This is a genomic window from Rhizobium sp. WW22 (genome assembly GCF_047041135.1).
Lineage (GTDB): Bacteria > Pseudomonadota > Alphaproteobacteria > Rhizobiales > Rhizobiaceae > Rhizobium.
In genome coordinates this window covers 3,017,237-3,039,025 of the sequence record NZ_CP178198.1, presented here as the reverse complement: position 1 = coordinate 3,039,025, position 21,789 = coordinate 3,017,237, and the positions used below count along the sequence as shown (strand labels likewise).

Below are 21,789 nucleotides of genomic sequence, written 5' to 3'. Positions count from 1 at the left end.
TGGTAAATTAAACTGCTCGCCGGAGTGATCCAGTGGTGGAAAAAGTCGCTTGAAACGCAGATGACACGTCGTTTCCCGGCATTTCTTCCGATATCGAGCTTCGAGACGAGCCCCAACTTCGATGGGCTTCAGCCATGAAAGCGATGGTTCTTCAACAAATCGGGAAGCCGCTCATATTTGTCGAACGTGACGATCCAAAGCCTGGCCCAGGCGAGCTGAGGATCAAGGTAGAGGCTTGCGCCGTCTGTCGGACTGATCTTCATGTTGTAGATGGCGACCTCAACGATCCAAAGCTTCCGCTCGTGCCGGGTCACGAGATCGTGGGTATTGTCGATGCCGTTGGCCCCGGAATCGAAATTGCCAAACTCGGTCGGCGCGTCGGCGTTCCCTGGCTCGGTCATGCATGCGGAACCTGCTCTTTCTGTCAAATGAAGGCCGAGAACCTATGTGACCGGCCGCAATTCACCGGCTACACCCGCGACGGCGGTTTCGCGACGCATGTTGTGGCCGACGCATCCTTTGCATTCGATCTAGATGCGAACGCCGATCCCGTATCGCTCGCGCCTCTTTTGTGTGCCGGATTGATTGGCTGGCGTTCGCTCAGGAAGGCCGGCGACGGCAAGAGCATCGGTCTCTTCGGCTTCGGCGCCGCCGCGCATATCCTCATCCAGATCTGTATCTGGCAGGGCCGAGACGTTTATGCGTTTACACGCAGCGGTGACCAAGCGGCGCAGCAGTTTGCGCTGGAGCTTGGGGCGACATGGGCCGGCTCATCTGAAGAGAACGCCCCAGTTCCGCTCGACGCAGCTATCATCTTCGCTCCCGTCGGCGATCTGGTGCCGATAGCGCTCAAGGCGGTTCGCAAGGGCGGGGTAGTTGTGTGCGGCGGAATTCACATGAGCGACATACCGGCGATGCCCTATGCCGTTCTTTGGGGGGAGCGTGAGCTTGTTTCGGTCGCCAATTTGACACGCGCAGATGCGGTCGAGTTTTTCCCGATTGCCCAGATGGTCGGCGTGCGAACCCACACGACGACCTATCCACTCAAGAGGGCCAACGAGGCGCTCGCCGATCTGCGTGCCGGGCGTCTCGTCGGGGCAGCGGTGTTGGTGCCCGAGGCGGGCTAACCCGAATTGAATACGGGTCTTACCATCCCGCCGAAACTTTCATCCCCGTCGGAAATAGAATCGTTTCACCAACTCGAGCGTGGCAGCGTAGATTGCCGAGATCGCAATCAGCCCTCCTAACAACGGAATGGGCAGCGGCGTGAAATCGAATATGCCCGCAACCGGCGGAAAATAGGGGAGCAGGAGGGCGACGAGCGTGATAAACGCCGTCGACCACAGGAGTAGGGGACCGGGCCTATCCTTCCATGCCGCTATGGTCGTGCGAACGATCAGCATGGTCACGAGCTGTGTAATGAGTGATTCGACAAACCAGGCCGTGCGGAACTGACTGGTTGTCACGTTGACGATAAACAACAGAAATCCGAACGTCACGAAATCGAACAACGAGCTGACCGGGCCAAAAAAGATCATAAATCGTTGGATGCCGCGAATGTCCCATCGCCTTGGACGCTGCACTTGCTCTCGATCGACCCTGTCCGTGGCAATGGCCATAGATGGAATGTCGGCAAGGAGGTTGTTAAGCAGGATCTGCTTGGCGAGCAGCGGCAGGAAGGGGAGGAATAGAGAGGCGACCGCCATGCTGATCATGTTGCCGAAGTTCGCACTCGTCGCGATCGATATGTATTTCATGGTGTTGGCGAAGGTTCGCCGACCGTCGTCTACGCCGCGGATCAGCACGTTGAGGTCTTGTCGCAACAGGACGAGATCCGCAGCTTCCCGGGCGACATCGACTGCGCCGTCGACAGAAATGCCGACGTCGGCCTCATGAAGGGCCGGGGCGTCGTTGATGCCGTCGCCCATATATCCGACGACATGGCCGGAACGCCGAAGCGCCTTGATAATGAGCTCTTTCTGGTTCGGATCAATCTCGACAAACAGATCTGTTTTGGATGCACGGGCGAACAATGCGTCGCTGCTCATCGACGCCAGCTCACCGCCGGTCAAAACATTCTTTGTTCTCAGCCCGATCGTGTCGGCCAGGTGCTTGACGATGTAGCGGTTGTCGCCGGATATGACCTTGATTCCGATGCCGCGATGTTTCAATCCCGTCAGCGCATCCTTGATGCCTGCCTTCGGCGGATCGAGAAACAGGAGAAAGCCCTCGAGGCAGAGCTCGCACTCGTCGCCAACGTTATAGGGCCCCTTGTCTTGAGCGAAGCGCCTACTGGCGATTGCGATCACTCGAATGCCATCCTCGCCCCATTTGCGATAAAGCGCGTCGACGGCCGCGCGCGACGCTTCATCGAGAGGCTCGGCAGCATTGCCTGTCCTAACGGAGGTACAGACCGAAAGGATATTGGCGACGGCGCCCTTGCAGACCATCATTGTATCCTGGCCGGCGTTATTGACGATGACCGATAACCGTTTGCGCATGAAATCGTATGGAATCTCGTCTTTTTTTACGAAGGCTTTCAGATCTGCGCCAATCTCGTCGGACGCCAGTATGGCATCGTCGAGCGGGTTTTTGAGGCCGGCCTGCAACGATGCGTTCAAAACGGCGAGCAAGTGAACCTGCTGCGAGTGCATGCCGCCTGGATCGACGCAACCGTCGAGTTTTATGATGCCTTGCGTCAGCGTGCCGGTCTTGTCGGTGCATAGAAGGTTCATGCTCCCGAGATTTTCAATGGCGTCCAGCCGGCGAACGATGACGCCGCCGGCGGCCATGGCGCGCGCGCCGCGGGCGAGCGTCATGCTGATAATCGCCGGCAGAAGCTCCGGAGTGAGGCCGACCGCCAGTGCCAGAGAAAATAGGAGAGAGTCGATCAATGGCCGATGTAGGAGCAGGTTGGCAACGAAAACGGTAATAACGATCACCAACATGATACGCGTCATCAAATAGCCGAAGCGGCGAATACCTCGTGAAAAATCTGTTTCGGGTATCTGTCTCGCGATCGCTCCGGCGATGGCTGCGTATTCGGTGTGCCCACCTGTCTCGACAGCAATGATAGTTGCCGTGCCGCTGCGAACCGATGTGCCGGTGAAAACGCAATTGGACCTAGCGGCGATCGAAGCCTCGGGTGGACAGACACCGGCCATCTTGCCGACCGGGAAGGTCTCGCCCGTCAGAGCGGCCTCGCTGACGCTCAAGTCGCGCGACGAAAGGATCACGCCATCGGCTGGGACAAGACTGCCGGCTGCAAGCTTGATGATGTCACCCGGGACGATAGTGCTTGCCGGGACGAGGGATTCTATTCCGCCCCTTACAACTGTCGCGGACAACGAAATGCTCTTTTTTAGCGCCTCCAGCGCTTTGGTCGCTCCGTACTCTTGAGAAAAGCCGAGCAGGCAGCTCGCAAGGACGATAAGGCTTATGATGATGGCATCATGCATCTCCCCCACCAGCGATGATACCGTTGCGGCAAAGATAAGAATGAGAACGAGGGGATTGAGAAATTGCCGTAGCAGAATGTGAAGGGCATTCGTGTGCGTCATAGCGAGGACTGTGTTCGGTCCGTAGTTTTTTAACCGGGAAGTTGCCTCTTCAGCCGAAAGACCTGCTATCCGCGAGCCAAGATCATGCACCAGAACGTCTTGCGCCTTCGACCAAAAAGGCGACGGCGACATCGTGGTATCCCGGTTCGTGGAAGTCGGCCTTTTAGGTGGAGCGTTCTTGGTGGTTTCGTCAATTTCAATAGGCATCGGCGGTCACCTCTGATGCCTTGCTAGCCATTGCACGGCGCGCGCGCCTTGACCTTTGTCAACAGGCGATCATCCGCCGGCTAAAGCCGGCATGCCGTCAGTGTCTACCGAGATGCGCCACCACTGCGATGGCATGGGAATGCGCTGGTCGAAATGTAGAGATTGGCCTGAGCCGAAACGATAGATATCCGGCATCCAAAATTCAGTGGCGGGGAGCAAACGTTGATATCAATATTCCGCTGCTGGATCAGTGGGCAACAAGAACGGGCATCTCAAGATCGACCAGCAGTGATCGAGTGACCCCTCCAAGGACAAATTCACGAATTCTGGAGTGCCCGTAGGCTCCGGCGACAATCAGATCGGCGTGCAGGGCTCTCGCGGTTGATTGGATAGCGACGGCTACCTCTTCGCCATTTGCGCCGGCCACGACAACCTCGACATCCAAGCCGCTGTTGCTTAGCACCTCCGCGTATCGGGCCCGGCTTCTCTCATTCATTGAGCCATCATCGGTGATCGATATCAAAATGACCTTCGATGCGCCTTCCAAGAATAATCTGGCGCCTGTCAATGCTGTCGACAGCGGCGCGCTTCCATCCCATGCGATTGCCACCGTGTCGATCCGGCCGCAGACGTGGTTCGCAGGGAACAAGACGAGAGGTCGGCCGCTTTCGAACAGAAGGTTCTCAAGCAATGGCATCATGGTCTCAGACGCCTCGATAATTGACAGGTCATAAGCACGCGAGATTTCCACCAGAGTATCAGGGATTAGCGGCTCCGACGCTTCGAATGTCTGAATGATGGCCCGTATGGCCGCTTTTTGGGCGTAGTCGCACACTGCTTCGCTCAACGCGACACCGCTGTCGCGGCTGAAGCGCTTTGCCTGCGAGCCCAGTCTTTCGACGTCGTCAACCCATGGGGATGATTGACCGACGAGCGGCGTCTTGATCTGCAGGACGCTCGCGGTGAGATCTGCTTTTTGATGTCGCGCCAAGTCGACTGCATTTTGAACCACGGAAAACGAGCTGGCTGTGGGATAGGTGATTAATGGCAGATGGAATTGCGGTTTCATGTCAGTCTTCTCCAGCAAGCTGACCTGATGATCGCGTACCCGCCGGCCCGCCGCTTTGATGAAAGTCAAGATTGGTCGACCGGAGAGGAGCCTTATCGGCGCTCAAAATCGGCAAAAGAGGGCTTCGATCGCCTAACGGCGAGCGATATCGCGCCATTTTGATGCTGATCAATGAACGGTCTGGCAACATCGTCTTTGATGACTCCGCGTCTCACGAAGACGGTTTGGAAAGGGGCCGGGACGAAGTCGTCCTTCGATGGTCCTCGCAACGAAGAGGAGAAATGATATGGCCGATATGGCAAGAAAGCTTCCTGTGAGCACGGAGAAGAAGACGGCGCCGGCTATGGAGCGCTGGGCGCCATTCGAAAGCCTGCGATCGGAAATTGATCGTGTCTTCAATGACTTCACTCCGGGCTTCCTAGACCGCACATTCGCGCGTTTCCCGAATGCCTTCACGCGCGGCATGCCGGCTGCTGACTTCATCGAGTCCGACAAGACCTACGAGCTCACAGTTGAGCTTCCTGGGATTGACGCGAAAGAGCTGGATCTGACACTCGCCAATGGGATCTTGACGGTGAAAGGCGAAAAGCACGAACGCAAGGAGGAAAAGGAGAAGGAATACTATCTCAGCGAACGGCGCTACGGGTCGTTCCAGCGCAGTCTCCAACTTCCCAATGGTGTCGATGCAGACGGTATCAACGCATCCTTCGAAAATGGCGTCTTGAAGGTCGTTTTACCGAAGACAGCCAATGCTCACAAGAATGACCGGAAAATTGCAATCAAGGCAAGCTAGCTCACAAGCGCTCTACACTTGCCCGTCGCGGCTCAGCTGTAGGTTGCCAAGGGGGCCGGCGGCAGAAGAAGGGAGGGGCTCACCCCTCCCTTTGGCATTAGCCGACATGAAGATGATTTTCAACAATGGCGACGCCGGGGACAGACCATGCGGCTTGCTCTGCTGCATGACGCTCGCTCCAGGCATGAACGTCACCTTCAAGAACGACTTTGCTGTCGGAGACACGAACTCTGATTCCATCCGCCTCGATCTCAGCGTTTCGCCGTAGCGCCTGCTCGATCCGTTCCTTGATATCTGATGCGCCGACAAGTTGCCGGATGGTTAGGATATTCGTCACACCAACAACGCCGCCAAGCTTTTTGACGGCGTTTTCCGCAGCCATGCGCTGGAAGTGCCAGCGTACCTCGCCAGAGAGTGTTACCCATCCGCGCTGGACCTTGACGTCAATGGCGCCGTCGGGCAACGCAGTGTCCCAGGTAATGATATCAAGTGCGCGAGCTGCGATTTCATCGTCGGCATGCCTTTTCTGCTCGGGCCAACGCACATCGATCTCATCGGCAATCGCCCGGACGCCTTTCACACGCCAAGTAACTGCCTCCGCCGCCATTTTCTCGGCACAGCTCTTCACATGGCCAGATAGCGTCGCGACGCCATTCTCCACCGAAACGCCGATCGCGGCAGCGTCAATGCTGGGATCAAATTCCAGTTCGTCGAGGATATCCCGACGTATCTTCAGATCACTCATGGTGTCCTCCTTGAAGACGATTGATCGAGGCTCGCGCCTCAAACCAAATCTCGTCAATCCGGCGTGTGGTGTCATTGCGCTGGGTCAAAGACGAAACCGTGTCTTGGCGAACTTCGCCGGGTCGGTCGGACCGGCGGGTAGACCCGGGTAGGCTGGAACGGGATCCTCCGGTGCTCGGATCAGGGGCTGTCAAGTTTCGTCTTCAGTCGATTGCTGACTGGCCGCATTTGCCCTCTTATGCGCTATCTGTCGATCATGCGATGTCTACAAAATGCTGGGCAGGCCTCAAGGAAGCATGCCGGGAAACAGCATTGGCATTTGCCGTCAGTGGGCAAGAAACAGCGGTATGTCCGAGTCTTTCAGCATCGATCGTGTCACTCCGCCGAACAGGCGTTCCTGCAAGCGTGGATGACTATAGGCTCCCATGACGATCATGTCGGCTGCGATGTCGGCGGCGTGTTGTCGCAACGTTTCATCGACCAATCGACCGCCGCTCGCAACGCAGTCGACATCGACCTTGATACCATGTCGCGCGAGGAAGGCGGCGATATCTGCGCCAGGCTCTTCGCCGTTGACGGAGCGCGCAGCAAGAGGATCGACAAGTGTGACATGCACCGTTCCGGCGGCTTGCAAGAAGTCGATCGACTGGCGCGCGGCGCGCGCTGCCTCCTCGCCAGAGTCCCAGGCCAGCAAAATTGTTTTCGGCGGAAGCCGTACCATCTTGCCGCTCGGGGTGATAAGCACCGGTGTGGGCGACTGAAATAATGCCCCGTCGATCACTCTTCGCCGAAGTTCCTCGTTGCGGGCGGCCTCCGGACCGATGAGGACAAGATCGGCATAAAGAGCTCGCTCGGCGATATCATCGTCTGCCCAGGCAAATTCCGTGTAGATTTCCTGCACGTCATAGGAGGACGCGCTCTCGCTGAGCAGCGTTTTGATATCGGCTGCTTTTTCGGTCAATCTATCTATTTCACGTTGCCGCTCATCGAGCCTGATCGTGGAGAGGGCATCATATGTGGTGAGCGGAGGCGTGGCGCACATCGAAACCACCAAGGCGGTAAGATGGGCACCATGCATTTGGCAAAAATCGACGGCGCCCTTCAGGTCATCCTTGAATTGACTGACGTCGAGGATACTCAAGACGGTTTTGATGGACATGGTCGGATCGCTTTTCCTGGTTGGAGGAAAGGACAGCAAACCTCACTTTCAACCTCATTTCCTTGATCTTCCGCAAAGCGAACCCGATCGGCCGCGCATAAGGTTGGACGCATGCGAGGTAACCAGATGACGGATTCAGTTTTACATTTCTACGGTGCGGCCGGATCGGTAACCGGCTCGTGCTTTGTCCTTGAGCACCGCGGTACCCGCACAATGGTCGATTGCGGCATGTTCCAGGGCTCCAAGACCGAGAAAGAACTGAATTATAGGCCGTTCCCGTTCGATGCGTCTCTGGTTGACGCCGTCATTTTGACCCATGCGCATATCGATCATTCGGGACTTATCCCGAAATTGGTGAAAGCCGGTTTCGAAGGGCCTATCCATTGCACGCCGGCGACCTTGGATCTGTGTTCGATCATGCTGCAAGACTCCGGACATATTCAGGAATCAGAAGTCGAGCAGCTGAATCGCCGGCACGGGCATAGATCGCGCGATACGTTGCAACCCATTTACACCGCAGAAGACGCGCGTGCCGCGATGATGCAGTTTCGAGCGGTCGCCTATAAAGAATGGCAGAGATTGGAGGGCGGACTTGGATTTCGGCTTTGGGACGCCGGACATCTGCTCGGTTCGGCTTCGGTCGAAATCGAGCTTGCGACCGAAAATGGCACCATCCGCATATTGTTTTCCGGTGATGTCGGTCCGCAACACAAGCTTTTGGAGGCCCGGCCGGATGCCCCCAAGGACTTCGATTACGTCATCTGCGAAAGCACGTATGGGGATCGTGACCGAGACGAAGTTTCCGACGTCGCTCGTCGCGAGCAACTTCGCGAGATCCTTCTCAAGGCCTATCATCCCAACGGCGCTCTGCTGATCCCATCATTTGCCGTCGAACGCACTCAGGAATTGCTTGCTGATATCAATGTGCTGATGGATGCGGGTGAGATATCCCGCTGTCCCATCGTCATCGACTCTCCATTGGCTTCGCGCGCGACCGCAATCTTCAAGCAGCATGCGCATTCCATCCCCAACGGCGACCTACTGATTAAGGCACTGAGCGCCAAAAATGTACGCTTTACGGAAACGGCCGAGCAATCAAAAGCAATCGACCTCATTCGCGGCTTCCATATCATCATCGCTGCCAGCGGCATGTGTGAGGCCGGCCGTATTCGTCACCGTCTCAAGAACTGGCTTTGGCGCGATGAAGGCACGGTGTTGTTCGTCGGATTCCAGGCAGCCGGCACACTCGGGCGAATTCTTGAGGACGGCGCGCGCACCGTAAAAATCCAGGGGGAAGAAATCATCGTCCGTGCGACTGTGCGATCACTGGATGCCTATAGCGGTCACGCCGACGCCAGCGAATTGAAAGCTTGGATAGACGCCAGAGAGCCGATTCGCTCAGGGCTGTTTCTGGTTCACGGCGAGCCTGCCGCGCGCGACAGTCTGAAATCTCGTCTGTTGGTGGAGAAGCCGGAAGCGACCATCATCGTGCCATCGCTCGATGACAGCTACAGCCTGACGAAAACAGCTGCCGTACCGCTCGCACGCGGTACGCCGCCTCCGCGCCTAGTACCCCAGGATGTCGGCCATTCGGATTGGCACAATGACTATCAATCGATCGTCCTCGATCTGGAGGAGCGGTTGCGTCAAACCGCCGACCGGAAAGCGCGCGCCGTCATTCTTCGGCGCGTGAAAAGAGCTATTGAGGAAGACGGGCGGCCAAGCTAGCCACAAAGGAGTAAGACCATGCTGATGACGGATCGCGATTGCAGAAGGGGAGGGCGGCGATTTGCCATTCCGACACTCGGAGAGGTCGAGGGCAAGCTCATCGCGTCGGAGATTGTCGCCACAAGTTACCTGCATGAGCTTTCGGCTCATTCCGGCAGCAAAGGGAATGCTTTCGATCAAGAATAGGATCAGACAAGCCCTTGATGCGCGCTGCGCAAGCGCAAGCCTTTGTCACGAGGACAGCGATGCGGCGGTAGTATATGCCTTGGAGCTGCTTGATGCGGCAGCCGAAGTCGCAGGCAACCAGGTTGATACCACCGCGAAGTCCGGTGGTTGCGAGACTGTCCGCCGATTGCGGCGCATAGCGAGCATGAAATGACATCGCACGGCAGCAATCGGCCGGAATAAAGGCAGCGCGGCAAGCCCATGCGTTTCTCAAATCGCAGTTTGCCGGTATTCGTCTCGTTAAGCTACGCGGCGCTATCTGATTGCTGTGGGTGCTCGGGCCAGAGCGACCCAAGGGACGGATTCATCGCCAGCTTGACTTTCTTGATCACAGGTGGGCTCAAGCGATGATCCAGCAATTTGAAGACATTCTGTGCTGCCTGCTCGGCGCCTACGTTATTTGGCCTCACTGATCGCGTGCCAATGCTCTCAAAGAAACCCATTCTATTTGAGCACGGTTGGGTGTGTTCAGGTTGCCAGTTTTCGTAGAATAGTCCCCGGATCAATGGCGGCAGATGCGCTGAGAAGTCAGCCATTGCCTTCTGGCCCATTGAATCTCGAAGCGCGTGTAGGACGGAGCGCAGGCAATCATAGGCCTCATTCCGTTCGCAATGGAGATATTCGGACAATTCTACCACCCATGTTTCGGCTTGGTGCGCAGAATCCGAGAAGGTCTGGGAAGGAATAAAGTTCATGCTAAGCCTCCTTGATCGAGACTATCGTCACCGAATTCCCGATGATGCGCATTGTCCTGGATCAACGCCACGGTTCTATTCGCGCGGGATGTTGGGGCGAAGCCTTGCTGTTTCCGGTCAGCCGAAATCTCTTCTTAAAGGTGGAAAATCTTTCTTCACGGATCGGATCGAACAATGAGTGACGGCGACGTTTGCACTCAGCAGATGATCTACGTCAATGATGGGGAGTCCCACCCGTGAATAATGAACGGAGCGCCTGAGTGGTTCGCCACGCCGGCAGCACCCATCCAATTCGTTCTTCGGGAGCCGGTACTTGTACAAATCCCACGTCCCTCTTTTTTTCGCCGTTGTTACGGTCCTGAGCCTAAATGCAGGAAGTCGCGAGGTCGCGGCGCGGGATGCAACAACATTTAGCGATCACATGCAGCAGCTCTGGAGCAAGTTGCATGGTAACCAACAGCCGGCCGGCATTGCGATGTCCAATGGTCGCATCGAGGCACAGCAGGTTCTGGTGTCCGCGAAATTCGCTGGTCGTGTTGCTGATATTCTTGTTGAAGAGGGACAGATAGTCGATGCTGGCGCCGTCATTGCGCGCATGGACACGTCCGAGCTCGACGCGCAGCTTTCTGGTGCGGAGGCGGACGTTCGGCGTTCCGAAACCGGTGTGGCGAGCGCCGAGGCGACTATTGCGCAGCGTCAGAGCGAACTCACGCTCGCGCATCAGGAGCTTGACCGCGCCTTCGATCTCAGCGCCACGGGAAGTGGTACACGGCAACAACTCGACCTGCGTCGCAGCCAGCTTGCCGTTGCCGAGGCCACCTCCCGTTCCGCGCTTGCAAGCCGTGATGAAGCTCAAGCCGCCCTGGATGCCGCCCGCGCCGAGGTGGCGCGCATTCGCTCGCAACTCGACGATGCGATCCTGAAGGCGCCCAGACGAGGGCGTGTGGAATACAAGTTGGTGCAGTCGGGCGAAGTGGTGGCAGCCGGGGCGCCGGTTGCGACGCTGCTCGATCTGGCGGACGTCTACATGACGGTTTTTCTGCCGGCACGAACCGCTGGGCGTCTCGCTTTTGGTGATGAGGCACGCATCATTCTCGATCCAGCTCCCGACTACGTCGTGCCCGCGACCATATCCTTCGTCGCCGCGGAGGCGCAGTTCACGCCGAAAACAGTAGAGACCGAGGATGAACGCGAGAAGCTGATGTTTCGTGTCAAGCTCCGTATCGCGTCCGATTTGCTGAAGCAGTACGAAACGCGGGTGAAGACAGGAGTTCGGGGCGTGGGCTACGTGCGCACCGACCCAGCTGCTCCCTGGCCGTCGCAACTCGCCGTGAAGTTACCCCAATGACGGGCGCAGTTATCAGCTTCGCCGGCGTTACGCATCGCTATGGGAAGAAAGTGGCACTCGACGGGGTTGATCTCGTAGTTCCGGCCGGCTGCATGGCGGGCGTGATTGGCCCGGACGGCGTTGGAAAGTCGACGCTGCTCGCGCTCGCTGCCGGTGTAACGAGGCTGCAACAAGGGAATATCCACGTCCTCGACGGCGATATGGCCGATGCGCATCAGCGCCGTCTCGTCGGCGCCCGCATCGCCTACATGCCCCAGGGTCTGGGGCGTAATCTCTATCCGACGCTGAGCGTTGCCGAAAATCTCGATTTCTTCGGCCGCCTCTTTGCAATGGATCGCAATGAGCGTCGGGAACACACGGACGAGCTGCTGAAGATCACCGGACTTGCTCAGTTTCGAAACCGCCCCGCTGGTAAGCTGTCCGGCGGCATGAAGCAGAAACTGGGCATCTGCGCCGCTCTGATTCATGATCCGGATATTCTTATTCTCGACGAACCGACGACCGGCATCGATCCGCTGTCGCGTCGACAATTCTGGGAGCTGATCGCACGCATGCGGGCGCGCCGGCCGAGAATGAGTGTCATTGTCGCCACGGCCTATATGGAGGAAGCCGAACGTTTCGATTGGCTTGCCGCCATGTATGGAGGTCGGGTGATAGCAACTGGAAGCCCCGCAGAGATTAAGCAGAACACGCGGCAATCCTCACTGGAAAGTGCTTTTGTTGCGCTTTTGCCGGAGGAGATGCGCAGGGCTGATGCGCCGCTTCCCGTTATCTCGCGCCCGGTGGAAGACGGCGCACCCGCCATCGAAGCAGAGGGACTTACCCGACGTTTTGGTGATTTCACAGCCGTCGATCACGTAAGCTTTCGTATCGGTAAGGGTGAGATTTTCGGCTTTCTCGGCTCGAATGGTAGCGGCAAAAGTACGACCATGAAGATGCTGACGGGTCTGCTGCCTGCAAGCGAAGGCGAAGCACGCCTCTTCGGTCAGCCCCTTAAAGCCGGAGATTTGGAAACGCGCCGCCGTGTCGGCTATATGTCTCAGGCCTTTTCTCTTTATGGGGAGCTCACGGTCCTCCAGAACCTGGTACTGCATGCGCAGCTATTTGGCCTTCCCGCTGAACAGGCGGCGGTTCGCGTGAAGGAAATGCTGGTCGACTTCGAACTTGCAGGCGTTGCGGACAGTCGCCCGGAAAGCCTGCCGCTTGGCATGCGGCAGCGCCTGCAACTTGCTGCGGCGGTCATACACCGCCCGGAGATTTTGATTCTGGACGAGCCGACATCCGGGGTCGATCCGGTTGCCCGCAACGGTTTCTGGCGTTCGCTCCTGACACTGTCACGCAAAGATGGCGTAACGATCTTTCTGTCCACGCATTTCATGAACGAGGCCGAACGCTGCGATCGAATTTCCTTGATGCACGAAGGCAAGGTGCTTGCCGTCGGCAATCCAGCAGAGCTTAAGAAGCAGCGCGGTCGAGAGACACTGGAAGATGTCTTCATCGACGTGCTCACGGCGGCGGGAATGGGAAGCGACGACACGGAGGCGGTTGCAACGGTTGACAACGCTGCCGTCGTCCCAAAGCCTGGCATCTTCGACCTTCGCCGATTGTGGGCATACGCATGGCGTGAGACCCTGGAAATACGCCGTGACCCCACCCGTCTGGCCTTCGCATTTCTAGGTCCCGCAATCCTCCTCCTGACCTTCGGCTATGGCATCTCCTTCGATGTGGAGCGCCTGCCATTTGCCGTCTTCGATCAGGATCAATCGGCTCAGAGCAGGCAACTTCTGGAGAGCTTCCAAGGTTCACGCTATTTCGAGGAGCGGCTCGCTGCCTCTTCCGTCGACGAGCTCGAGACTCGTCTTAAGAGCGGCGAATTGAAGCTGGCGATCGAAATTCCGACCGATTTCGGCAAGGATCTCTTGCGTCAGACCCGCGCGGAAGTTTCGGTCTGGCTCGACGGCGCCATGCCTTTCCGTGCGGAGACGGCACGCGGCTATGTTTCAGGACTTGCCACGGCCTACCTGACCGACAGCGCCGCGCGCCGCAGCGGTCGCAACACATCCGTTTACCCGATCGATATTGAAAGCCGCTTTCGTTATAATCAGGCCTTCAAGAGCGCTAATGCCATTGTTCCAAGCGTCATCGTTCTTATGCTCGTGCTCATTCCCGCCATCATGACGGCGCTCGGCGTCGTCAAGGAGAAGGAGACGGGATCCATTGCCAACTTTCAATCGACCCCGGTTACGAAGATCGAGTTTCTTCTTGGCAAGCAGTTGCCCTACGTCGCTATCGCCTTCCTTAGCTTCATTCTCCTTGTCTTGATGACCCGGTTTGTCTTTAGCGTACCGATAAAAGGTTCTCTTCTCGCCTTTACCGTCGGGTCGTTACTCTATGTCTTCGCCACGACCGGTTTTGGCCTGTTTATATCGAGCTTTGTCCGCAGTCAGGTCGCCGCGATTTTTGCGACAGCCATCATTGCGATTATCCCGGCGGTGAATTTTTCCGGACTGCTCGTCCCGGTCTCGTCGCTTTCGGGTGGCGGACGGCTCATGGGACTTGCCTTCCCGTCGGCATGGTATCAGCCGGTCAGCGTCGGTGTCGTAGCAAAGGGGCTGGGTTTTGCCGATCTCTGGCTCGATATGTTGGTGATCGGCCTCTTTGGACTCGGGTTCATCGCGGCCGCGATTATTTCACTGCGAAAGAGGGGGGCGTGACATGGTTGCCCGTCTTTTCCGAATCCTTCGCCTCGGCATCAAGGAGCTCTACAGCCTCAAGGCCGATCCCGTCCTGGTCGTGCTGATCGTCTATACATTTACCTTCGCCATCTATGCCGTGGCGACGGGCGCGAAATTCGAGGTTGAGAATGCCGCGGTGGCAATCGTCGATGAAGACCGTTCGATGCTGTCTGCAAGATTGCATGATGCCTTGCTACAACCCTTTTTCAAGCCCCCGGAACTGATCGATGCCGACGAGATCGATGCTGCGATGGACGCCGGCCGCTTCGTTTTTATCGTCGAGATTCCACCAAAATTCGAGCAGGATGTGATCGCCGGATGCCATCCATCGGTCCAGATCGATATCGACGCGACCGCGATGTCGCAGGCCGGCAATGGGGCTTCCTATATCCAGAATATCATCCTGCAGGAGGTGCTGACGGCAATGCCTGGAGCTGATCAGAAACAACCGATCAATCTGGTCGTACGGGCGAAATTCAACCCCAATCTCAAATCCGAATGGTTCACGGCCGTGATGCAGGTGATCAACAATATCACCATGCTCTCAGTTATCTTGACGGGCGCGGCACTGATCCGCGAGCGCGAACATGGAACGATCGAGCATCTGCTCGTCATGCCCGTCACCCCGATCGAGATCATGCTTGCAAAAATATGGGCCAACGGTCTCGTCATCGTCGCCGCCGCGATCTTCTCACTCATCGTCGTCGTAGAGCGCCTGCTTGGTGTGCCTGTCGCGGGATCTGTAAGCCTCTTTGTAACCGCAGCCGTCCTCTACCAGTTTTCGGTGACGTCACTCGGCATCTTGATTGCCACCGTTTCGACCTCGATGGCACAGTTCGGACTGATTGTGATGCCGGTTCTTATCATAATGAACCTTCTGTCCGGAAGCACCACACCCATGGAGAGCATGCCCGGCTGGTTGCAGAATGTGATGCAGCTTTCGCCATCAACACATTTCGTCGCTCTATCGCAGGCCGTGCTATATCGGGGAGCAGGATTTGCGATCATATGGCCGCAAATGCTGGCGCTCTTCGGTATCGGAGCGGCATTCTTTGCCTTGGCCACCTTGCGCTTTCGCAAGTCGCTTCTCAGCGGTCAGTGAGGTGCCTGACAGTGGAATTTAGTAGTCCAGATTGCTTGCGCATTCGCTCGTCACTATTGTCATGAAATGGATATCATCGAAGCGTTTCAGCGTCTCAGCCTCGCTCTTGCCATCGGCATCCTGGTCGGGGTTGAGCGCGGCTGGCAGGAGCGCGAGACGGCGCCCGGTAAAAGAACGGCCGGTATTCGCACTTTCGGCCTGTCCGGCTTTCTCGGCGGCTTGGCGGGTTTCCTGTATGTTAAGCTCGGACCGATCCTGCCGACTGCCGTGTTCACTGTGTTCGGCATCGCCTTCATCGTCTTCAACAGATACGAAGCCGAGCGGGAACAGGATTACAGCGTCACCAGCGTCATAGCGGCTCTTGCGGTCTTCGTCCTCGGGGTCGTTGCGGCGGTTTCCGACATGACGGTTGCAGCGGCCGGCAGCGTCGCGGTGACCGCCTTGCTGGCTGCTCGCCATAGTCTGCATGGATTCCTGCGAAACCTGACATGGCTGGAATTTAGAGCTGCACTCGTGCTGCTTGCCATGACACTCGTTGCGCTGCCGCTGCTTCCCGACAGAACAATCGATCCCTGGAATACGATCAATCCATTCCAGCTATGGCTGCTGACAATCATGATTGCCGCCATCTCCTATATCGGCTATCTGGCGGTCCGCATTGCCGGACCAAAACATGGAATCCTTTTTAGTGGCGCTGCAGGCGGGTTCATTTCGTCAACCGCCGTCACCTTGTCCTTTGCGCGTCTATCGTCCGGCAGCACTCAGGCGACCCACAGCCTCGTTGCCGGCGCGACTATCGCCGGAGCAATGTCCGTCGGACGGGCGCTGGTCATCAGTGGCATATTGGCGCCTGTGCTCGTTCTCAAGCTGGCTGTCGCGTTCGTTCCCGTCATTCTTGTCTTTCTTTCGGCGACCTTCCTGATGCTCAGGGGAGCGAAGGCCGACGATAAGGCAACCGACATCAATCCAGATAATCCGTTCGAATTGCTCACGGTTCTCCGCTTCGGAGCATTTCTCGGCGTCATAAGCTTCCTATCGAAATTTACGATCGACCAGATCGGGCCATCGATGATCTTTGTCGTCGCGCTGCTTTCGGGACTTGCCGATCTTGATGCAATCACCCTGTCGACGGCACGCATGGCGGGCTCGGCGCTGACGACGGAGGTTGCGACGATCGCGATCTCTCTGGCCGCGGCCGCCAACCTGATAGCGAAGATGGTGCTGGCCATCATGTTCGGAAGTCGCGCTTACGCCACAGCACTGAGTGTGACAACGTTGACGGCGCTCGTCGTCGCCGTTGCCGCCTATTGCGGGCTCGGCACCTTGACCTGAGCGCCGGCAGGGACATCGCGATCCCCATGAAATCATGGCCGGCACCGAGCTCAATTGACGGAAATCAATGTAGCATTGCGTCCTCGGCTTAGAAAATGTCCCGACTTCTCGTCGCATTTACCCCGAAAGACCGAGATGCAGCGCATGTTGCAAACTCGGCTCTTGTTCCTGATATCCATGACCTGAGGAAGGATCGCCATGTTTCGCGGGCGCATAAGAAACAGGGAGTTGCTCGAACGCATTGTCAGCGCGGACGATGCCGCCCGGCTGATCAAGGACGGCATGACCATCGGCATGAGCGGCTTTACGCGCGCGGGCGAGGCAAAGGCCGTGCCCATGGCGCTTGCCAAGCGCGCCAAGGACGATCCGCTGAAGATCACGCTGATGACCGGCGCGTCGCTGGGGAACAATCTCGACAAGGCCCTGGTCGAGGCGCATGTGCTCGCTCGCCGTATGCCTTTTCAGTCCGATCCGGTTCTGCGAAACGCGATCAATGCCGGCGAAGTTATGTTCATCGATCAGCATCTGTCCGAGACGGTGGAACTTCTTCGCAGCCGCCAGATCTCGCCGGTCGATATTGCCGTGATCGAGGCGACGGCCATCACCGAAGACGGCGGGATCATTCCGACGACATCGGTCGGCAACTCGGCAAGCTTCGCGATCCTGGCCGACAAGGTCGTCGTCGAAATCAACCAGTCGCAGCCACAGGAATTGGAAGGGCTGCACGATATCTATATCCCGACGCGCCGGCCAAGCCGCGAGGCAATTCCCGTCATGGCACCAGACAGCCGGATTGGCGTTCCTTTCATTCCGGTTCTCCCGGAGAAGATCGCCGCTGTTGTCGTCACACAAAACAGCGACAGTTCTTCGACCATTCAGCCGCCGGATGCCGAAACGCGAGCGATTGCCGGGCATCTGGCTGAATTCCTGATGCATGAGGTCAAACTCGGACGCTTGAGCCACAGCCTTCTGCCGCTTCAGGCTGGCATCGGCACGATCGCAAATGCCGTACTCCACGGTTTCATCGATACGCCGTTTCACGATCTGACCATGTATTCCGAGGTCCTTCAGGATTCGACCTTCGATCTGATCGACGCCGGAAAGCTCACATTTGCATCCGGTTCCTCAATGACCTTGTCCGCCGACAAGTATCGCAAGATCATTCCAGATATCGCAGCGTATAAGTCGCGGTTGATCCTGCGCCCGCAGGAAATCAGCAATCATCCGGAAGTCATTCGTCGCCTTGGGATCATCGGAATCAACACCGCGCTGGAGTTCGACATCTACGGCAACGTCAATTCGACCCATGTCGGTGGCACGCACATGATGAACGGTATCGGCGGTTCCGGCGATTTTGCCCGCAACGCCTATATGTCCATCTTCGTCACGAAATCGACGGCAAAGAACGGTGCGATTTCAAGGGTCGTGCCCATGGTCAGCCATGTGGACCATACTGAACACGACGTCGATATATTGGTGACCGAAACTGGGCTGGCTGACCTTCGCGGTCTCGCGCCACGGGAACGCGCTACCACCATCATCGCCAATTGTGTACATCCGGCCTACCGCGAAGCCTTGTCCGACTACCACAAAAGAGCCCTTGCGCGGGGCGGACAAACGCCGCACGTCATCGAAGAGGCACTCAAATGGCACAGCTCACTGCGCGAAATCGGTCGGATGCTGGCTTAGCTTGGATATTGAGGATCATTTATTCACGATCGGCCTCCGATGGACGTCCCCTCGACGGCATCTGTATGCCCGAATGGAGACGTTGATCACCATATAGAGGAGGCGTCCAAACATCTCTGCGGAAACAGGGAGTTTTTTGAAATCGGAGCGTCGACGCACGCGATATTGATCGCTGCCACGCGGAAGATCGAAATCTCGCAGCCGGAATGAATCGGCTTACGCCTGCTGCCTATTGCAAGCTTTTGCCGACAGACGTGGGTCGAGCAAGGTTCCTTTCTCGCCGCGGGCGATGGCGCCCGCATCCTCCAACCTGCCGATGCCGGCCGGTCTATCCATTTCTTTTGCGAACTGGATCGCGGCGGCGACCTTCGGCGCCATCGAGCCTGGTGGGAACCTCACGTCAGATAACCTCTCCGGAGCAATTCGACCCAAGCTTTGAGCCTTTGATGTCCCGTAGTCCAGATAGACCGCATCGACATCTGTCAGAAGCAGCAACATGTCGGCATTCAGCTGCCTCGCCAGCAGCGCACTGGCGGCATCCTTGTCGATCACGGCTTCTATCCCGGTAAGTCTGCCATCAGCCTGCTCAATCACGGGGATGCCTCCGCCGCCGGTGCAAATGACGGTGACGCCGTGATCGACCAGCAAGGCGATGGTTTTTGCCTCGACGATTGCCAAGGGTTTTGGCGAGGCGACGACGCGCCGCCAGCTTTCGCCGTCGGGCGCAATTCTCCAACCGCGCTCCCTGGCGAGCCGTCGCGCGGTCACTGCATCGTAAACCGGCCCGATGAACTTGGTCGGATGTGAAAAGGCGGGATCGGCCGCCTCCACCCGTGCCATGGTCAGCAAGGTTGCAATTGGATTGTTCTCCAGGAGATTTCCGAGCTCCTGTTCGATCATGTAGCCGATCATCCCCTCTGTTTCGGCGCCCAGAATATCCAAGGGAAAACCATTGCCGTTGGAGGCTTCTGCCTGCAGAGCAAGGAGCCCGACCTGGGGACCGTTGCCATGAGTGATGACCAAAGAGTGACCGGCATGAAGGAGATCAGCCAAGGCGGCAGCAGCGACCCGGATATTGGCCCGCTGGTGTTCAGCCGTCATCGGCTCGCCCCGGCGTAGAAGTGCGTTCCCGCCGAGCGCAGCGACGATCAGCATGTCAGCCTCCAATCGTCGCGACGAGTAAGGCCTTGATCGTATGCATGCGATTTTCGGCCTGATCGAAGACAATTGAGGCATGAGACTCGAAAACCTCGTCCGTCACCTCCATGCAATCAATGCCATATTCCTTAGCGATGCGGGCGCCGACTTCCGTCTCGGTGTCGTGAAATGCTGGAAGACAATGCATGAACTTCGCATAGGGATTTTCTGTCGCCTCGATCACCTGGGCGGTAACCCGGAAGGGGGAAAGAAGCCCGATGCGCTCCGCCCAAGCCGATTCGCTCTCGCCCATCGAAAGCCAGACGTCCGTGTAGACAAAATCGGCCCCCAGCACCCCCGAGCCGACATGTTCCATCAAAGCGAACTTGCCGCCGCTCTTCCATGCTTCCGATTTCGCATGATCGACAAACGCTTGGTCCGGCCACAGGGCTGTCGGCGAGATGAGGCGAAAATCGATCCCGACCTTGGCGGCGCCGAGCGCCAGCGACATCGCCACATTGTCGCGCCCGTCGCCAAGGAAGGCCACGACCATGTCCGACAGATGCTTGTGGGTGAATTCCCGCATGGTCATGAGATCGGCGAGAATTTGCGTCGGATGAGAAACGTCAGTCAGCCCATTATAGACGGGCACGCCGGAATAGGTTTTCAGCGTCTCGACTGCACTTTGCGCGAACCCGCGATATTCGATGGCGTCATAAATGCGGCCGAGAACGCGCGCAGTATCCTTCATCGATTCCTTGTGGCCGATATGGCTGCCGGTGGGACCCATGTAGGTGACGTGTGCACCCTGGTCATAGGCGGCGACCTCGAACCCGGTTCGGGTGCGTGTCGAATCCTTTTCGAAGATGAGGGCGATATTCTTTCGCGTCAGGCGCGGCACTTCGTAACCGCCCAGTTTTGCGGCCTTGAGATCGGCCGCAAGTCGCAACAGATAACGGATTTCCTCCGCTTCCAGATCATCGAGCGACAGAACGCTGCGACCATGAAGATTGATGGGCATGACAAGTTCCTTTGCAACTAAAGGGAGGCGCGAGCTAGTGGGCACGTCATGCAATGTCCGCCACCGCGGCCACGGCTGAGTTCTGCCCCTTCGATGGTGATCACCTCGACACCTGCGCGGCGCAGCAGCGTATTGGTATAGACGTTGCGGTCGTAGGCGATGACAACGCCGGGCTCGACAGCGATGACATTGTTGCCGTCATCCCACTGCTCGCGTTCCGCTTCGTAGTGGTCACCGCCGGTCGCAACGACACGCAAGCTCTTCAATCCCAGCGCTTGCGCAACCACGTCGGCAAATGGTGATGTCTCCTCCCGGGTATCTATCAAACCTTCGGCATCGCCCGGCCGCAGCGAAAAGCTCCGCAACCGATCGACGACCGGAGGATACATCGTCACCAGATCCCGGTCGCAGAAGGTGAAGACGGTATCGAGATGCATGAAGCTGCGATCGCGCGGCATAAGGGCCGCAATGACGTGTTTTGCAATACCGCTTGCAAAGAGACTTCGAGCAAGCGCGCCGACCGCCTGCGGAGTGGTGCGCTCACCCATGCCGACCAGGACGACACCATCGCCAATCGGCATCACGTCGCCACCTTCAAGACTGGTTCCGGTGACCGGGCTCTCAGGCGAGATGAATGTGAAGTCGGCTGCGTCGAACCGTGGATGAAAACGATAAATCGCTTCGACATTTGCAGCCTCTGGCCGTCGCGCCTGCCAATACATGGCATTGACCGAGACGCCACCATAGATCCAGCAGGAACTGTCACGGGTAAAGAGTTGGTTCGGCAGTGGCGGTAGCACGAAATCCTGCGGCGCCAGTGTCCGTCCAGTGAGCCCAAGCGGTTCAAATGGCAATTCGGCACGCGCAATGCCGCCGACAAGGTAGGTTGCCAGCTGATCGGCTGGCATCTCATTGAGCCAGCCGCGTAGTTCGTCGACCATGTCACGTCCGACAACCGCAGATTCGACCCGGCGATCGAGCAGCCAGCGGCGCGCGCTGGGCAAAGCCATAGTTTCCGTCAGCAATTCGCCCAACGACTGCACGATCACGCCGCGTTCGCGCAAAGCATCGACGAAGATGTCGTGCTCCTGGCGTGCGCGCTTGACCCAAAGCACGTCGTCGAAAAGCAAAGCCTTGCAATTGTCGGGTGTCAGGCGCCGAAGGCTCAGGTCAGGGCGGTGAACCATGACTTCGCCGAGACGACCGACTTCCGAATGAACGCCGAGAACATTCATGGCGCTGCTC

At 57.6% G+C, this 21,789-nt stretch carries 17 protein-coding genes; 9 read left to right on the top strand and 8 right to left on the bottom strand.

Features of this window, described 5'->3' with window-relative positions; all coding sequences use genetic code 11:
* Positions 1–134: 134 nt before the first annotated feature.
* A complete protein-coding gene (locus tag ACK83U_RS14935; RefSeq protein WP_112398048.1) occupies positions 135–1,127 on the top strand; it encodes a zinc-dependent alcohol dehydrogenase family protein in 993 nt (330 codons plus the stop codon).
* A 39-nt stretch (positions 1,128–1,166) separates the two neighbouring features.
* On the opposite strand, the gene mgtA is transcribed toward ACK83U_RS14935, so the two are convergent.
* Positions 1,167–3,692, bottom strand: coding sequence for a magnesium-translocating P-type ATPase (gene mgtA / locus ACK83U_RS14930; RefSeq protein ID WP_412474668.1), 2,526 nt, complete (start codon positions 3,690–3,692; stop codon positions 1,167–1,169).
* A gap of 322 nt (positions 3,693–4,014) precedes the next feature.
* Positions 4,015–4,836 (bottom strand): universal stress protein, encoded by an 822-nt coding sequence (locus ACK83U_RS14925; RefSeq protein WP_112398093.1) that lies wholly within the window; start codon positions 4,834–4,836, stop codon positions 4,015–4,017.
* A 286-nt stretch (positions 4,837–5,122) separates the two neighbouring features.
* On the opposite strand from ACK83U_RS14925, the gene ACK83U_RS14920 reads away from it, so the two are divergent.
* The gene (locus tag ACK83U_RS14920; protein WP_112398046.1) at positions 5,123–5,629 is read left to right on the top strand and encodes an Hsp20/alpha crystallin family protein; all 507 of its coding nucleotides are present in this window, start codon (positions 5,123–5,125) and stop codon (positions 5,627–5,629) included.
* 97 nt (positions 5,630–5,726) lie between these two features.
* Here ACK83U_RS14920 and ACK83U_RS14915 read toward each other — a convergent pair whose 3' ends face one another.
* Together ACK83U_RS14915 and ACK83U_RS14910 are read right to left on the bottom strand one after the other, a co-directional pair.
* Positions 5,727–6,374 carry a BON domain-containing protein gene (locus ACK83U_RS14915; protein ID WP_112338829.1) on the bottom strand — a complete coding sequence of 216 codons (648 nt, stop codon included), beginning with the start codon at positions 6,372–6,374 and terminating at the stop codon, positions 5,727–5,729.
* A gap of 324 nt (positions 6,375–6,698) precedes the next feature.
* Positions 6,699–7,532: a universal stress protein gene (locus ACK83U_RS14910; RefSeq protein ID WP_112606516.1), complete on the bottom strand. Its 834-nt coding sequence runs from the start codon at positions 7,530–7,532 to the stop codon at positions 6,699–6,701.
* A gap of 126 nt (positions 7,533–7,658) precedes the next feature.
* Here ACK83U_RS14910 and ACK83U_RS14905 point away from each other — a divergent pair, with 126 nt between their 5' ends.
* Positions 7,659–9,260 carry an MBL fold metallo-hydrolase gene (locus tag ACK83U_RS14905; protein ID WP_112606514.1) on the top strand — a complete coding sequence of 534 codons (1,602 nt, stop codon included), beginning with the start codon at positions 7,659–7,661 and terminating at the stop codon, positions 9,258–9,260.
* An 18-nt stretch (positions 9,261–9,278) separates the two neighbouring features.
* Entirely contained in the window at positions 9,279–9,446 is a 168-nt protein-coding gene (locus ACK83U_RS14900) for a hypothetical protein (RefSeq protein ID WP_412474667.1), read from the top strand.
* A gap of 284 nt (positions 9,447–9,730) precedes the next feature.
* Here the strand turns inward: ACK83U_RS14900 and ACK83U_RS14895 are convergent, their stop codons facing one another.
* A complete protein-coding gene (locus ACK83U_RS14895) occupies positions 9,731–10,180 on the bottom strand; it encodes a DUF2267 domain-containing protein (protein ID WP_112606512.1) in 450 nt (149 codons plus the stop codon).
* Positions 10,181–10,493: 313 nt separating this feature from the next.
* On the opposite strand from ACK83U_RS14895, the gene ACK83U_RS14890 reads away from it, so the two are divergent.
* The 5 genes from ACK83U_RS14890 (at position 10,494) to ACK83U_RS14870 (ending at position 18,386) form a co-directional block, all read left to right on the top strand.
* Positions 10,494–11,528, top strand: coding sequence for an HlyD family secretion protein (locus ACK83U_RS14890; RefSeq protein ID WP_246699081.1), 1,035 nt, complete (start codon positions 10,494–10,496; stop codon positions 11,526–11,528).
* Positions 11,525–14,242 (top strand): ribosome-associated ATPase/putative transporter RbbA, encoded by a 2,718-nt coding sequence (gene rbbA, locus ACK83U_RS14885; protein WP_112606508.1) that lies wholly within the window; start codon positions 11,525–11,527, stop codon positions 14,240–14,242. The genes ACK83U_RS14890 and rbbA overlap by 4 nt, the downstream gene beginning before the upstream one ends.
* 1 nt (position 14,243) lies before the next feature.
* Positions 14,244–15,365, top strand: coding sequence for an ABC transporter permease (locus ACK83U_RS14880; protein ID WP_112606506.1), 1,122 nt, complete (start codon positions 14,244–14,246; stop codon positions 15,363–15,365).
* Positions 15,366–15,431: 66 nt separating this feature from the next.
* Positions 15,432–16,697, top strand: a complete 1,266-nt coding sequence (locus tag ACK83U_RS14875) for an MgtC/SapB family protein (RefSeq protein WP_112606504.1) — start codon at positions 15,432–15,434, stop codon at positions 16,695–16,697.
* 198 nt (positions 16,698–16,895) lie between these two features.
* Positions 16,896–18,386 carry an acetyl-CoA hydrolase/transferase family protein gene (locus ACK83U_RS14870; protein ID WP_112606502.1) on the top strand — a complete coding sequence of 497 codons (1,491 nt, stop codon included), beginning with the start codon at positions 16,896–16,898 and terminating at the stop codon, positions 18,384–18,386.
* Between the two features lie 216 nt (positions 18,387–18,602).
* On the opposite strand, the gene arcC is transcribed toward ACK83U_RS14870, so the two are convergent.
* The 3 genes from arcC to ACK83U_RS14855 are packed head-to-tail and all read right to left on the bottom strand — an operon-like array spanning position 18,603 to position 21,779.
* A complete protein-coding gene (gene arcC, locus ACK83U_RS14865) occupies positions 18,603–19,541 on the bottom strand; it encodes a carbamate kinase (RefSeq protein ID WP_412474666.1) in 939 nt (312 codons plus the stop codon).
* Between the two features lies 1 nt (position 19,542).
* Positions 19,543–20,544 carry an ornithine carbamoyltransferase gene (argF, locus tag ACK83U_RS14860; protein WP_412474665.1) on the bottom strand — a complete coding sequence of 334 codons (1,002 nt, stop codon included), beginning with the start codon at positions 20,542–20,544 and terminating at the stop codon, positions 19,543–19,545.
* Positions 20,545–20,561: 17 nt separating this feature from the next.
* Positions 20,562–21,779 (bottom strand): arginine deiminase, encoded by a 1,218-nt coding sequence (locus ACK83U_RS14855; protein ID WP_112607947.1) that lies wholly within the window; start codon positions 21,777–21,779, stop codon positions 20,562–20,564.
* Positions 21,780–21,789 lie beyond the last annotated feature (10 nt).